This window comes from Stenotrophomonas sp. YJH_SMC_19 (assembly GCF_059367915.1).
The window spans coordinates 59,302-72,910 of the sequence record NZ_JCAFRI010000023.1; the positions used below are offsets into that span (position 1 = coordinate 59,302).

Below are 13,609 nucleotides of genomic sequence, written 5' to 3' on the forward strand. Positions count from 1 at the left end.
TTCCTCCATCAATTAATGATCTCCCCACTCCCCGAAGCAACAAACGCCTTCAACTGCCGAACGAACTCCGCGTCGTAGAGCTCCCACTCCACAATCTCCCCAACCACCCGCAATGGCTGCGCACTCCGATATGACTGCGTCGGATTCCCGGGAAATTTCTTGTTGGTCACATTCGGATCGTCTTCAAACGGCCCGGTCGGCTCCACGATATACACTCGCGGCCGCCCTTCGCCCCTGGCCATCTCCGCAGCCAACCCGGCGCCCTTGGCAATCGTGGTGAAGTAGATGTGGTTCATCACCACACTGTCGCGATAGTTGGAGCGGTAGCCCGCGCTCAGTAGCTCGCCCACCGCCAGATCAGCGCGGGTGCCGTGATAGAACGGCCCGGCGACCTGGTCGCAGGTGTCATGCGAAACGGGTGTCCATTCGGTGTCCTGCGCCATCGCTGCTGCCCCTCTCTGTGCTGCCGGATCGACAGGCCGGCGAGTCTAGGGCGCCCGGTGGGCTTTGCTGCAAGGCCCCATCCGGGAAATAATCTGTAAACGGGAGGCGCAGTGCGCCTCCTTTTTTCATTCTGCGGTGCCGCGCCCTTCCAGCTCGCGCACGGCGGTTTCCAGCGCGTCCAGCTTCTGGCGGGTCTTCAGCAGCACGGCGCGCTGCACTTCGAACTCCTCGCGGGTGACCAGGTCGAGCTTGGCCAGGCCGGCCTGCAGCGCGCTCTTGAAGGTGGCCTGCAGTTCCTCGCGCGATTCGCGCAGGCCCGGCGGCACCAGGTCGCTGAGGCGACGGGCGAGGTCATCGATTTGATTCAGGTCGATCATGGGGTGCTCCGTGGGGGTGGGCCCGTGCATCCGGCGCGGGCAGGCCATTCAGGCACAAGGATACTGCTGGCACCCACTGCCCGGACAGGCGGCAGCGGCTTCGCACGGGCCGCGTTCAGGCGCTATCCTCCACGCCGGAAGACAGGAGATAGACGATGAAGATGGTCATGGCGGTGATCAAGCCGTTCAAGCTCGACGACGTGCGCGAAGCGCTGGCCGAGCGTGGGGTCACTGGGATCACGGTGACGGAAGTGAAGGGCTTTGGTCGCCAGAAGGGCCACACCGAGCTGTACCGTGGCGCGGAGTATGTGGTCGATTTCCTGCCGAAGGTGAAGCTGGAAGTGGCGGTGACCGATGACCAGGTGGAGGCCGTGGTTGAGGCCATCGTGAAGGCCGCCGGTACCGGCAAGATTGGTGACGGCAAGGTGTTTGTGTACGACCTGGGCAGTGTGGTGCGTATTCGTACCGGTGAGTTGGACGCGGACGCGTTGTAAGCGCGCCGCGGGCTGCCGGCACACGACAGGGATGCCGGAATGGGACGAGGTAGAGTCGACTGTTAGTCGACTTGCGCGCGCAGCGCGGGGTTTTTCGGCTTCGGGACGAAGAGCAGTCGACTAACAGTCGACTCTACCTGATAGGGCGCACGCAGCCGCCGAGATGTCGTCCCCATCGGCGCACGCACCCCCCGAGGCATCGTCCCCGTCGGGGCACGCAGCCCCCGGCGCTGTCCCATCTCATCTCGCGATCCATCGCCGCCCGAAAGACGCGGCGCTTACCGCCGCTTGGCCCACTTGTAGAACCGCTTCCAGCCCTGCCGCACGGCCGCGACCCAGCCCGGGTCGGCCACCAGTGCAGCCTGCGCGGCACTTGGCGCCTGGCCGGTCACGCGCTGGCGGATCTTCAGCAGGTTCTTCATGTCGCTGCGGCTCAGTTGCCGGCTCAGCGGGTTGCGGCGCAGCCAGCGTGGAGCGCGCCAGGCCGAGGTGAAGTCCAGCAGCACCGGTACGCCGCCGCTGACCACCACGTTGGTGCCATGCAGGTCGTTGTGGCTGATGCCGGCGGCGTGCAAACGGCTGAGCGCGTGCTGCAGCTGCTCGAACACCTCGTTGCCCACGGCCTGTGCGGTGCTCAGGGTCTGGCCGGGGACGAACTCCATGCCCAGCGCCAGGCCACCGAGGGTGCCGAGCAGCGCGGGGGCGTGCTTCCAGCCGCCGAGGCGCTGCAGCATGCGGGCCTCGCGGCGCACCATCAGTCGCGCGATGAGCGAAACGGGCGTGCCGCGGTAGCGGGAATAGTCCTTGATGACTGCCTCGCGCCCGTCCAGGCAGGTGCGATAGACGTCGGGGGCCAGGAAGCGTTCGCCGCGCTTGAGCAGCAGCGGGGTGGCGGCGTCATCGCCGCAGGAGGAGGGGGGCAGAGCAGAAAGATACATGTCGGGGTCTCGGACGACCCGGTGGGTGGCGCAAAGCGTCAAGCGAACCGGTGTTACAGGGAGTTACTAAGTTTTCGTTAATTTTAGTACTCGCCAGTTCGCTATTCCACGATTTGTCGGAGAAATGTCGGCGCCGTGGCTGGAACAGTTCGTCACACAGAATCGGACAATTATGTCTCACTTGGTCGACGGTTCTTTCCGAATCAATAGGTTGGGCGTCGCATCGGTTCGTTCATCCGCGGCCCGCTGAACGTCGCGCACGTCCGGCTTGACCCCGACGCACGGCCTGCCGACCATAAGCTGTTAATTCGCGACATCGGCGGCCGCACCCTTCGGCACGTCCCCGTTCCCTGCCGCGTTCCTTACCGATGCTGGCCACCAGGCCGTGCATCGCCCCGTTTCCCGTTCCGGCCGCGGCTGGAGGAAAGTGCTTTGATCATCAAAATCGTCATTGCAGCGCTGTTCGTCGCCTGCGTGCTGTACATCCACTTCCGTGGCAAGGTCCGCGCGCGCTGGTCGCGCCAGCTGCTGGACCACTCCAGTTTCATGGCCCCGATCAACGTGGTCATGTACATGTTCTCGAAGGTGCCGACCACGCCGTTCCTGGATCCGGCCAAGGAGTTCCCGCAGCTGGAGCCGCTGCGCCAGAACTGGCAGATGATCCGCGATGAGGCGCTGGCGCTGCGCGATGCGCAGAAGATCGCCGCGTCCAGCACGTTCAATGATGCCGGTTTCAATTCGTTCTTCCGCCGTGGCTGGAAGCGCTTCTACCTGAAGTGGTATGGCCCGTCGCACCCGTCGGCGAAGGCGATGTGCCCCAAGACTACCGCGTTGCTGGAGTCGCTGCCGGACGTGCGTGCGGCGATGTTCGCGCAGCTGCCGTCGGGCAGCGAACTGCGTCCGCACCGCGACCCGTTCGCCGGTTCGCTGCGCCTGCACCTGGGCCTGGCCACGCCGAACAACGACGGCTGCTACATCGAAGTGGACGGCATCAAGAAGAGCTGGCGCGATGGCGAGTGGATGATGTTCGACGAGACCTACATCCACCACGCGCACAACGAGACGCCCGATGACCGGGTGATCCTGTTCTGCGACATCGCCCGCCCGCTGCGCTTCGGCCTGCCGGGCCTGTTCAACCGCGCGGTGGCGGCCACGCTGCTGGCCGGTGGTGCCTCGCCGAACCTGCCGGGTGACCCGACCGGTGGCGTCAACAAGGCGTTCGGCAGCGTCTACAAGGTGCGCCTGAAGGCCAAGGCACTGCGCGAGCGCAGCGTCGTGGCCTACCAGCTGATCAAGTGGGGCCTGGTGGTGGCGGTGATTGCCGGTATCTGGGCGCTCTGATCGTTACATGAGGTTGCCGGCCAGCGGCCGGCACTACCGGAACATGAAAAAACCCGCGCTGTCGCCAGCGCGGGTTTTTCTTTTGCATGGGTGGGTGCCGACCGTTGGTCGGCACGCATTACTTCAATGCCGCCTGCACGAACGGCGGGGTCACCAGCACGCCGGTGTGCAGCGCGGCGGTGTAGTACAGGGTGTTGAAGGTCTTGGCGGCCGAGTCGGCCTGGCGGAAGTCGAAGCTGCTGTCGCCCTTGCGCGCCATGGTCACGCTCCACCAGCCGGTGGGGTAGCACGGCTGCGGGAACGGCAGGGTCTTGAACGAACCGAAGCCGGCCTTGCCCATCTCGGCGCGCATTTCGTTGATCAGGTCCAGCTGCATCAGCGGCGACTCGGACTGCTGCACCAGGATGCCGTCGTCCTTCAGGGCCTTGAAGCAGCTCTCGTAGAAGGCTTTGTTGAACAGGCCTTCACCCGGGCCGACCGGGTCGGTCGAGTCCACGATCACCACGTCCACGCTGCCGGCCGGGCAGTTGGCCATGTAGGCCACGCCGTCGTCGAACAGCAGCTCGGCGCGGGCGTCGTCGTTGGAGTCGCACAGTTCCGGGAAGTGCTTGCGCGCCATCACCGTGACCTGCTCGTCGATATCGCACTGGGTCACGCTCTCCACGCCGGTGTGCTTGAGCACTTCGCGCAGGGTGCCGCAGTCGCCGCCACCGATGATCACTACGCGCTTGGGTGCGGCGTGGGTGAACAGCACCGGGTGGCTGATCATCTCGTGGTAGAAGAAGTTGTCCTTGCTGGTCAGCATGATGGCCCCGTCGATGGTCATCAGGTTGCCCCAGTCGGTGGTCTGGAAGATCTCGATCTTCTGGAACGGCGACTGCACCTCGTCCAGCTTGCCGGTGATGCGGTAGCCGATGGCCGAGCCGGTGCGCTCGAAGTGTTCGATGTACCAGTTGTTGCTGTCAGTCATTGGAAAACAGTCCTGTTCGGAGGGGTGGAGCCGGGCTGGCGGGCGGGGCCGCGTGGCACAGATGCCACATCCGGACGGATCGGCCCGTTCAGGTTGGAACCTGTCACGGGCGCGGGCGCGCATGATAACGAACCTGTGGGCATATAGGCGTTATCATGCCCCCCCTTTTATTGCCAACAAGGCCGACTGAAATGACCGATTGGTCCCTCGACCAAGCCCGCAAGACCTACTCGATCCCGCATTGGGCGGACGGTTACTTCGACGTGGATCAGGCCGGGCACATGGTGGTGAGACCGACCGGGGCCGACGGCCCGGTGGTGTCGCTGCCCAAGGTGGTCGATGCTGCGCGCGCGGCCGGTGCCAAGCTGCCGCTGCTGGTGCGCTTCCCGGACATCCTCGGCCAGCGCCTGGGCAAGCTGCAGGCGGCCTTCGCCCAGGCCCAGCAGGACTGGGAGTACAGCGGTGGCTACACCGCCGTGTACCCGATCAAGGTCAACCAGACCCGCGGCGTGGCCGGCACCCTGGCCAGCCACCACGGCGAGGGCTTCGGCCTGGAAGCGGGCAGCAAGCCCGAGCTGATGGCCGTGCTGGCGCTGTCGCGCCCGGGTGGCCTGATCGTCTGCAACGGCTACAAGGACCGCGAGTACATCCGCCTGGCCCTGATCGGCCGCAAGCTGGGCCTGCAGACCTTCATCGTCATCGAGAAGCCGTCCGAGCTGAAGCTGGTGCTGGAAGAGTCCAAGGCGCTGGACGTGAAGCCGGGCCTGGGCGTGCGCATGCGCCTGGCCTCGCTGGGCGCCGGCAAGTGGCAGAACAGCGGTGGCGACAAGGCCAAGTTCGGCCTGTCGCCGCGCCAGCTGCTGGACCTGTGGAAGTCGCTGCGTGACACCGAGTACGCCGACTGCCTGAACCTGCTGCACTTCCACATGGGCTCGCAGATCTCCAACGTGCGCGACATCGCCAACGGCATGCGCGAAGCCACCCGCTACTTCGTGGAGCTGTCGCGCCTGGGCGCGAAGATCACCCACGTCGACGTGGGCGGTGGCTTGGGCGTGGACTATGAAGGCACCCGTTCGCGCAGCTTCTGCTCGATCAACTACGGCCTGCATTCCTATGCCAGCAACATCGTGCAGCCGCTGGCCAATGCGTGCGAAGAATTCGGCCTCACCCCGCCGCGCATCGTGACCGAGTGCGGTCGCGCGATGACGGCACACCACGCGGTGCTGATCGCCAACGTCTCGGAAGTGGAAGAGGCGCAGGAAGGCCGCGTGCCGGACCAGCACGACGATGAGCCGGCGGCGATTCGCCACCTGCGCGAGATCCACGACGAGCTGGACGTGCGCCCGGCGGTGGAACTGTTCCAGGAAGCGCAGCATTTCCATGCCGAAGGCCTGGCCAGCTACGCGCTGGGCCAGATCGACCTGCCGCAGCGTGCGCGCATCGACGACCTGTTCTACGCCATCGCCCACGGCGTGCGTGCGCGCCTGAGCTATGACGAGAAGAGCCATCGCCCGGTGCTGGACGAACTGAACGAGCGCCTGGTCGACAAGTACTTCGTCAACTTCAGCGTGTTCGAGTCGATCCCGGACGTGTGGGCGATCGACCAGGTGTTCCCGATCGTGCCGATCGAGCGCCTGGACGAAACCCCCGACCGCCGCGGCATCATCGCCGACATGACCTGCGACTCGGACGGCATGGTGGAAACCTATGTCGAGAACGAGAGCCTGGACAGCTCGCTGCCGCTGCACAAGATGAAGCCGGGCGAGAGCTACCGCATCGGCTTCTTCATGGTCGGCGCCTACCAGGAGATCCTGGGCGACATCCATAACCTGTTCGGTGATACCGACGCGGTGGAAGTGCTGGCCGATGCCGATGGCTACGCGATCACCCAGCAGCGCCGTGGTGACACCACCGACGTGATGCTGGATTACGTGGGTTACCGCCTGGACGAACTGCGTGCGACCTATGCGCAGCGCGTGGCCGAGGCCCAGTTGTCGCCGGAACGTGCGCAGGAGTTGTCGGAGGCGCTGGAAGCCGGCCTGACCGGTTACACCTACCTGTCCGACGAACCGCTGGTCTGATGTAAACGGGAACGCCGGGCGTAGGCCCGGCGCTACCGGCCCCGATGAGCGCGCGCGCGATCTTCCACCTGTTCCTGCATGCCGCCGTGCCAGCCCTGCTGGCATGGCTGTTCTGGCGCAAGCGCTTTGCTTCGGCGTGGCTGCTGATGCTGCTGGGCTGGATCATCGACCTGGACCACCTGCTGGCCGACCCGATCTACGCACCGAACCGCTGCAGCATCGGTTTCCATCCGCTGCACACCGCACCGGCGATTGCCGTGTATGCAGGCCTGTGCGTGCCGAAGAAAACGCGGTTGTTCGGCATCGGTTTGATCATCCACATCGTGCTGGACGCGATTGATTGCTGGTGGATGCATCACCGTTGATGTTTGATGTGTGTCGACCAAGGTCGACACCTACCGGGTGTACGGCGACCGGTCGGATTGGCGCTTGGTAGAGCCGGCCGCTGGCCGGCTTCCGCAGGGCGTTTCCGGTGACCACGTGGTTGCCGGCCAGCGGCCGGCACTCCCCATCGTTGGGTTGGCCAATGTCGACGCCTACCGGGCGTACGGCGACCGGCCGGATTGGCGCTTGGTAGAGCCGGCCGCTGGCCGGCTTCCGCTGGGCGTTCCCGGTGATCACGTGGTTGCCGGCCAGCGGCCGGCACTCCCCATCGTTAGGTTGGCCAATGTCGACACCTGCCGGGTGTACGGCGACCGGCCGGATTGGCGCTCGGTAGAGCCGGCCGCTGGCCGGCTTCCGCAGGGCGTTCCCGGTGACTACGTGGTTGCCGGCCAGCGGCCGGCACTACCCACCGTGAGGTTGACCAATGTGGACACCTACCGGGTGCACGGCGACCGGTAGGATTGGTGCTTGGTAGAGCCGGCCGCTGGCCGGCTTCCGCAGGGCGTTTCCGGTGACCACGTGGTTGCCGGCCAGCGGCCGGCACTACCCACCGTTAGGTTGGCCGCTCCACCCCACCGGCAACCACAACGTTGCGCGCAGGCCGGGCTGCGCATTTTCCAGCGCCAGGCGCCCGCCATAACTGGCGGCGATATCGCTCACAATCGCCAACCCCAATCCACTGCTGCCCTCGCGCTCATCCAGGCGTACACCACGCTGTGTGACCTGTGACAGCGCATCCGCCGCCAGGCCAGGGCCGTCATCACGCACTTCGATGCGCAACTGCCCGTCGTGGGCTTCCGCTTCGACAGTGACCTGCTGTTGCGCCCACCGCCCGGCGTTGTCCAGCAGGTTGCCCAGCATCTCTTCCAGATCCGCACTGGCACCGGCGAACTGCAGCACCGGATCAATGCCTTCCGCTGTGAACGCAATGCCGCGTTCGCCATGCACACGTGCCATCAACCGGCACAGCGCCTGCGCGACAGTCGCCACGTCGGTGCGTTGGCGATGGTCGGCGGCCAACCCAGCGGCCAGGTAGCGGTCGACACTGGCCTGCATGCGGGCGCTCTGCTCACGAACGGTCGCCCGCCAGTCCGCGCCGTCGCCGTCGGCCTCGGTGGCCAGCACGCTCAGCGGGGTTTTCAGCGCATGCGCCAGATCCTGTGCGCTGGTACGCGCGCGCGCGACCATGCGTTGCTGGTGCTCCAGCAGTGCGTTGAGTTCTTCGCCCAGTGGCGCGACCTCCGCCCCAAGTCCCTGCGTGTCGATGCGCTGCGCATCGCCGCGCCGTACCCGTTCCAGCTGCGCACCGAGGCGATGCAGCGGGCGCAGGCCGAAGTGGACCTGGCTGGCGAGCACCGCCAGCCACGCCGTGACCAGCACGCCCAGGGCGATGGCGGTGCGCTTGCGGAACGCGGCTACATCCGCATCCAGCGCGCTGCGGTCGGTGGCAACCACGGCCACGAACGGTGCGCTGGCGCGCGGCAGGCGCACCTGTTGCACGCGTGCACGCAGGGATTGCTGTAGTGGCCCAGCCAGATTGCGCGTGGCCGCACCTGTGGCCATGGCCGGCAGGGTTTCATCCCACAGCGAGCGCGACTGCAGCAGCACGCGGCCATCGGCACCGGCAATCTGCCAATAGGCACCGGAGAACACGCGCTGGAAGCGCGCGTCATTCGGTTCCTGGCGCAGGCGCAGCTGTCCTTCGGGGTCCACTTCGGCCTGCGCCAGCAGGGTCAGCATGTCCTGCTGCAGTTCGTGGTCGAGGCGGTCACGCGCGCTGCGCTTGAACAGTTCGCCCAGCAGCGCGCTGGCCAGCAGCGAAACCAGCAGCAGGCCGGCGCCGCCAGCCAGCAGCAGGCGCCGACGCAGCGAGGATTGCCGGCTCACGGCGCGGCCAGCCGCCAGCCCTGGCCACGCACGGTCTGGATCAGATCGATGCCGAGCTTGCGGCGCACGCGTCCGAGCAGCACGTCCAGCGCATTGGAGTCCGGGTCGTGGCCGCCGTCGAACACCTGTTCGCCCAGCCGGTCGCGGCCGATCACCTGGCCGCTGTGGTGGATGAAGTAACTGAGCAGGCGGAATTCCTGCGGGCTGAGCGACAGCGCTTGGCCGTCCAGCTCGAAACGGCCAGCGTTGACGTCCAGCTGCAGTGGTCCGCAGTGCAGGCGCGGGCTGGCGTGGCCATGGCTGCGGCGGATCAGGGCGCGCAGGCGCAGCACCAGTTCGTCGGCCTGGAACGGTTTGGTGAGGTAATCGTCGGCGCCGGCGTCGAAGCCGGCCAGCTTGTCGTGCCAGCGCCCGCGTGCGGTCAGCACCAGCACCGGGAAGCTGCGGCCGTTGCCGCGCCAGCGCTCGATCACGCTCAATCCGTCCAGCCCGGGCAGGCCCAGGTCGACGATGGCCGCCTGCAGGTCTTCGATCTGGCCGATCTCCTCGGCCTGGCGGCCGTCGGCGACCACGTGCACCACGTGCACCACGTAGCCGGCCTGTTCCAGCAGGGGCACCAGGCGCTGTGCCAGTGCGGCATCGTCTTCGGCCAACAGGATGCGCATCAGTCGTCCAGCTCCGTCTTCAGCAGCCTTCCGCTGCGCGCATCATAGTCCAGCTCCACCACCACGCCGTCGCCGCGCAGGATCTCCACTTCGTAGACGCCGTCGTCCAGCTCCACTTCCAGCAGTTGGCCCGGAAAGCGCTTGAGCGCATCGCGCACCACGCTTTCCAATGGCACGTAGCGGCCCTGCTGCACGGCGCGGCGCGCGACCTGCTGCGCCGGGTCCTGTGCGGGCGCGGCGGCGGTCGGGGCGCTGGCCAGGGCCAGCAGCAGGGGCAGGGTGGAGAGCATCGGGGCGCGGGGAGGACTGTAGGACCAGGCGTGAGTGTGGCGGAGGTGACTAACAGCTGGCTAACAGTGCCGGCTAAGGCGCTGTTAACCACGGGGTGCATTGTGGCGTTGCCGGGATGGTCCGGCCACGAACACGAACAGGAGAACCCCCATGTTGAAGTCACTCACCCTCGCCACTGTTGCCCTGCTGGCCGTCGCGCCGGCCGTACAGGCTGCGCCGCTGGGCATGGCCCAGGTTGAACAGACCCTGCGCAAGGCCGGCTACACCCGGATCCATGAGATCGAACGGGATGATGGCCTGTGGGAGGCTGACGTGAGCCGCGCCGATGGCCGCTTCAGCGAGGTCTACGTGGACCCGAAGACCGGCGAGATCTTCGATGAGCACAGCAGCCGCGCGCTGTTGACCACCGAGCAGGTGCTGGCACGGGCACAGGCGCATGGCCTGCGCGAGATCCATTCGCTGGAACGCGATGGTGCGACCTGGTCGCTCGAAGCCCGCAATGCCCGCAACCAGAAGGTAGAGGTGCGCCTGAGCGGTTATGACGGCCGCATCCTGCACAGCGAGCGCGATGGCTGGCTGGATTGATTCCCGTGCGGGTAGGTGCTGGCCGCTGGCCGGCACGGAATGCAGAGCGTGTCGACCAAGGTCGACACCCACCGGCACATGCAAGGTCGACACCTACCAAGCGTACGCAGCGGTAGTGGCCGACCTTGGTCGGCCCAGGCCCGACGCGGGGCTTACCAGCCAAACGGCGGCGGGTAATCCCAATAGCCCGGGCCGCGGCCGTAGTAGCCGCCGTACGGGCCGAAGAAGCCCGGGCCCTTGCCTTCGCTCACGTGGATGTTGACGTTGACCCCGTGGGTCTTGCCCTCATCGGTGGTGTAGTTCTTGCTCAGGTTCAGCGTGGCGGCGTTGTAGTGGCTGTTGCCACCGTTCTTGGAATAGCCGATACCGGTGGTGAAGCTGCCGGATACCTTGACCTTGTCATCGGTGACGTCGGCGATCTTCGCGTCGTCGTGCACGCGCGGGCCGCTCTTGTCACCGTAGTACGTGCCCGGCGGGTCCTGCTGCAGGGCCGGGTCGTTGAGGTAGCGCATCGGCGCCTGCGGCAGCGTCAGGTCCAGGCCGGCAGCCTGCGGCGCGGTGGCGCCGGCGGCGGACTGGGCCAGCACGGTTCCCGGCAGGGCCAGGCACAGCAGCAGGGTCAGGGGGCGGATCATGACGGTGCTCCAGCGGACAGATGGCCGCGCAACACGCGGCGGTACAGGCCGACGCTAGCAGGGGCTGCTTGAATGATGCCTGTCGGCGCCCGCTCGCGGTAGAGCCAGGCCATGCCTGGCTGCAGGCTACAACCGCCCGAACCCGAACAGCCCCGCCAGCGGATGCGCCCGCCGCTCGATCCCGGCCCGCAGCAGCTGCGCGCCGATCATCGAATAGGTGATGCCGTTGCCGCCGTAGGCCATGGCGAAGTGCACCCGCGGCCCCCACTGATCGTGCGGGCCGAAGAACGGCAGGCCGTCCGCCGTTTCGGCGAAGGTGCCGGCCCAGGAAAACGCCGGCACCGGGTCCAGCCGTGGGAACCAATGCAGCAGCTGCTTCATCAGCTTGTCGGCCTTGCTCTGAACGCGCCGGTCGCGGCGGGCGGGGATGTCGATGGCGTCGTCCAGCCCGCCCACCAGCAGGCGACGGTCGCCGGTGGCGCGCAGGTACAGGTAGGGGCGGGCGCTCTCCCACACCATGGTGGTGCGCAGCCGGCCGAGCACGTCCGCATCGATGGGATCGGTGATGAAGGCGTAGCTGCTGCGGTTGCGTGCAACCCGTTGCTTGAGCCAGCGCTGGTTGGCATAGCCCATGGCCAGCACCACGTGGCGTGCGCGGATGGTGGCACCGTCTTCGGTACGGGCGGTCACCCCGCGCGCAGTGGCGTCGAGGCTGTGCAGCACCGTGCGGTCATGCACGTGGCCGCCGCGCCGACGCAGGCGCTGCAGCAGTGCATAGGTCAGCCGATACGGATCGACCCGCGCCGCCTGGCGCGTGAGCAGGGCACCACCGGCGTCCACGTCGAAGCGTTCCTGCAGTGCCTCCGGGCCCAGCCAGCGGGCATCCAGACCGATGCTGCGCCGCGCCTCACCTTCGGCCATCAGGCGCGGAACGTCGCGATGGCGGCTGGCCAGGTACAGGCTGTCCATGCGCTGGAAATCCACGTCCTTCAACCCGCGTGCCACGTCGCCCAGCGCTGGGATTGCTTCCGCACACGCCCGGTAGGCAAGCGCCGCGGCGTCCTGGCCATAGCGCTGGGCCAGTTCCAGCAGGTGGGTGTCGATCTCGTACTGCAGCAGCGCGGTGCTGGCAGCGGTGCTGCCCCAGCCGATGTCACGCTGCTCGATCACCGCCACGTCGTGGCCATGCCCGGACAACTCGTCGGCAATCAGCGCACCGGTGATGCCGCCGCCGACCACCAGCACGTCGCAGCGCAGATCCCGCTCCAGCGGTGGGAAGGCGTGGATCAGGCCGTTGCGCACCGCCCACCACGGGTAGCCACTCTTCAGGTCCATGAGTGGGCGGCTCAGGCTGTGGGGCGACCGGTGTGCGGGGTGTGGATCAGTTCGGACAGATCGAAGCCCTGCAGGCGGGCGGTGGCCAGATAATGATCCTGCACGGTGGCGTCCAGCTGCGGTTCGCGGGCCAGCAGCCACAGGTACTTGCGGTCCGGGCTGCCGACCAGCGCCACGCTGTAGTCCGGAGCGACCTGGATCACCCAGTAGTCGCCCTTGGCGAACGGCAACCAGCGCAGGCCCTTGGGCAGGAAGCTCACCTCTAGGCGCGCGCTGTCGTTGTCGATGGCACAGGCCTCGCCGGTGGCTTCCTCGACGTCGCCGTCCATGCGGCAGCGGTTGGTGACGCCGACGTTGCCGTTGTCGAGCAGGGTGTAGTGCGCCGATACGTCGGTGCAGCCTTCCGGCTCGTGGCGCATCGGCAGGCGTGCGATTTCGTACCAGGTGCCCAGGTAGCGAGGCAGCTTGAGGTCGGCGACGGTCTTCAGCGGCGGGTGGTCGGTCATCGGCGGTCGTGGCAGGGGTGGGCCTCCACGATGCCGATGGCCTTGCCATGGGCGGGTGAAGCCGGGGCGATGGCCGTGTCCAGAACGTTCCGTCGCCGCTGCGGCGTGCCCGTTGTCACCGGCGTGGCGGTATGCTGCCGCCAGCGCCGTGTTTTCCTGATCCAACCGAGGTGGAGGTGCCGATGTACCAGGTGATCCTGTTGAAGAGTGAATCCGCGTTCGCACGCGAGCAGTGGCCGCAGGTTGATGACCTGGTCGACTACGAGGGCGTCAGCTACAGCCTGCGTGCCGGCCCGCGCCAGCCGCTGCCCACCGACCACGACTGGCACCCGGTGGCGGTGTACGCGCCCGATGAGATCACCGAGGAAGAGTTCCAGGACTGGTACGCGCTGCAGCAGCCGGCCGTCGAAGAGCTGCGCCTGAAGTACTGACTTCGCCGGCGTGGCGCGCGTGCGCGCGGAAACGTGGGCGGGGTGAACCGATGGGGTAGAGTCGACTGTTAGTCGACTGCTCTTCGCTGGACGCTGTGCCAAAGCCCGCGCTGCGCGCGATAGTCGACTAACTGTGTAAACCCACCACGTTGTTCAGCAGGACTCTGGAAATAGGTGGCTGGCCACCGATCCCCATGTGAGGGCGGTGCCAGTTGTAGTGGTGCAGCCATTGGGTCAGCACGGAA

The 13,609-nt window shown here is 66.8% G+C and carries 18 protein-coding genes; 7 read left to right on the forward strand and 11 right to left on the reverse strand.

The features are described from left to right. Positions 1–8: 8 nt before the first annotated feature. Both arr and ubiK read right to left on the reverse strand, forming a co-directional pair. A complete protein-coding gene (gene arr, locus AC5P5R_RS18850) occupies positions 9–443 on the reverse strand; it encodes an NAD(+)--rifampin ADP-ribosyltransferase (RefSeq protein ID WP_100438212.1) in 435 nt (144 codons plus the stop codon). 126 nt (positions 444–569) lie between these two features. Further along, the gene (gene ubiK, locus AC5P5R_RS18855; protein WP_100438213.1) at positions 570–821 is read right to left on the reverse strand and encodes a ubiquinone biosynthesis accessory factor UbiK; all 252 of its coding nucleotides are present in this window, start codon (positions 819–821) and stop codon (positions 570–572) included. Positions 822–976: 155 nt separating this feature from the next. Here ubiK and AC5P5R_RS18860 point away from each other — a divergent pair, with 155 nt between their 5' ends. Then, positions 977–1,315, forward strand: coding sequence for a P-II family nitrogen regulator (locus tag AC5P5R_RS18860; protein ID WP_005411374.1), 339 nt, complete (start codon positions 977–979; stop codon positions 1,313–1,315). A gap of 278 nt (positions 1,316–1,593) precedes the next feature. Here the strand turns inward: AC5P5R_RS18860 and AC5P5R_RS18865 are convergent, their stop codons facing one another. After that, entirely contained in the window at positions 1,594–2,253 is a 660-nt protein-coding gene (locus AC5P5R_RS18865; protein ID WP_100438970.1) for an RIO1 family regulatory kinase/ATPase domain-containing protein, read from the reverse strand. 435 nt (positions 2,254–2,688) lie between these two features. Between AC5P5R_RS18865 and AC5P5R_RS18870 the strand changes: the two genes are divergently transcribed. Next, positions 2,689–3,594, forward strand: a complete 906-nt coding sequence (locus AC5P5R_RS18870) for an aspartyl/asparaginyl beta-hydroxylase domain-containing protein (protein ID WP_024957655.1) — start codon at positions 2,689–2,691, stop codon at positions 3,592–3,594. A 118-nt stretch (positions 3,595–3,712) separates the two neighbouring features. On the opposite strand, the gene speE is transcribed toward AC5P5R_RS18870, so the two are convergent. Continuing rightward, the gene (gene speE, locus AC5P5R_RS18875) at positions 3,713–4,564 is read right to left on the reverse strand and encodes a polyamine aminopropyltransferase (RefSeq protein ID WP_049432009.1); all 852 of its coding nucleotides are present in this window, start codon (positions 4,562–4,564) and stop codon (positions 3,713–3,715) included. Between the two features lie 191 nt (positions 4,565–4,755). Here speE and speA point away from each other — a divergent pair, with 191 nt between their 5' ends. The 3 genes from speA to AC5P5R_RS18890 are packed head-to-tail and all read left to right on the forward strand — an operon-like array spanning position 4,756 to position 7,488. Continuing rightward, entirely contained in the window at positions 4,756–6,645 is a 1,890-nt protein-coding gene (gene speA, locus AC5P5R_RS18880) for an arginine decarboxylase (protein WP_005411370.1), read from the forward strand. A gap of 44 nt (positions 6,646–6,689) precedes the next feature. After that, on the forward strand, positions 6,690–7,010 hold the full coding sequence (locus AC5P5R_RS18885; RefSeq protein WP_005411369.1) for a DUF6122 family protein: 321 nt from the start codon (positions 6,690–6,692) through the stop codon (positions 7,008–7,010). Positions 7,011–7,020: 10 nt separating this feature from the next. Beyond that, on the forward strand, positions 7,021–7,488 hold the full coding sequence (locus AC5P5R_RS18890) for a hypothetical protein (protein WP_100438969.1): 468 nt from the start codon (positions 7,021–7,023) through the stop codon (positions 7,486–7,488). A gap of 84 nt (positions 7,489–7,572) precedes the next feature. Here AC5P5R_RS18890 and AC5P5R_RS18895 read toward each other — a convergent pair whose 3' ends face one another. Genes AC5P5R_RS18895 through AC5P5R_RS18905 form a run of 3 tightly spaced genes read right to left on the reverse strand, consistent with a single transcriptional unit; the run spans position 7,573 to position 9,871 of the window. Then, complete coding sequence (locus AC5P5R_RS18895; RefSeq protein WP_100438968.1) at positions 7,573–8,916, reverse strand: sensor histidine kinase; 1,344 nt, start codon at positions 8,914–8,916, stop codon at positions 7,573–7,575. Then, entirely contained in the window at positions 8,913–9,581 is a 669-nt protein-coding gene (locus AC5P5R_RS18900; RefSeq protein ID WP_329751368.1) for a response regulator transcription factor, read from the reverse strand. The genes AC5P5R_RS18895 and AC5P5R_RS18900 overlap by 4 nt, the downstream gene beginning before the upstream one ends. Then, on the reverse strand, positions 9,581–9,871 hold the full coding sequence (locus AC5P5R_RS18905; protein ID WP_012481470.1) for a PepSY domain-containing protein: 291 nt from the start codon (positions 9,869–9,871) through the stop codon (positions 9,581–9,583). The genes AC5P5R_RS18900 and AC5P5R_RS18905 overlap by 1 nt, the downstream gene beginning before the upstream one ends. Positions 9,872–10,022: 151 nt before the next feature. On the opposite strand from AC5P5R_RS18905, the gene AC5P5R_RS18910 reads away from it, so the two are divergent. Beyond that, positions 10,023–10,457, forward strand: a complete 435-nt coding sequence (locus AC5P5R_RS18910; protein WP_012481469.1) for a PepSY domain-containing protein — start codon at positions 10,023–10,025, stop codon at positions 10,455–10,457. Positions 10,458–10,609: 152 nt separating this feature from the next. Here AC5P5R_RS18910 and AC5P5R_RS18915 read toward each other — a convergent pair whose 3' ends face one another. The 3 genes from AC5P5R_RS18915 to AC5P5R_RS18925 all read right to left on the reverse strand — a co-directional run bounded on the left by AC5P5R_RS18915 (position 10,610) and on the right by AC5P5R_RS18925 (position 12,933). Then, positions 10,610–11,092 carry a hypothetical protein gene (locus AC5P5R_RS18915; RefSeq protein WP_005411364.1) on the reverse strand — a complete coding sequence of 161 codons (483 nt, stop codon included), beginning with the start codon at positions 11,090–11,092 and terminating at the stop codon, positions 10,610–10,612. A gap of 126 nt (positions 11,093–11,218) precedes the next feature. Next, positions 11,219–12,427 (reverse strand): NAD(P)/FAD-dependent oxidoreductase, encoded by a 1,209-nt coding sequence (locus tag AC5P5R_RS18920; RefSeq protein ID WP_012481468.1) that lies wholly within the window; start codon positions 12,425–12,427, stop codon positions 11,219–11,221. Between the two features lie 11 nt (positions 12,428–12,438). Beyond that, entirely contained in the window at positions 12,439–12,933 is a 495-nt protein-coding gene (locus tag AC5P5R_RS18925) for a lipocalin family protein (protein WP_012481467.1), read from the reverse strand. 182 nt (positions 12,934–13,115) lie between these two features. On the opposite strand from AC5P5R_RS18925, the gene AC5P5R_RS18930 reads away from it, so the two are divergent. Beyond that, positions 13,116–13,364 carry a hypothetical protein gene (locus AC5P5R_RS18930; protein WP_005414723.1) on the forward strand — a complete coding sequence of 83 codons (249 nt, stop codon included), beginning with the start codon at positions 13,116–13,118 and terminating at the stop codon, positions 13,362–13,364. A gap of 127 nt (positions 13,365–13,491) precedes the next feature. Here AC5P5R_RS18930 and AC5P5R_RS18935 read toward each other — a convergent pair. Further along, positions 13,492–13,609: integrase core domain-containing protein (locus tag AC5P5R_RS18935; protein ID WP_143566020.1), on the reverse strand; the 118-nt coding region annotated here is incomplete at its 5' end.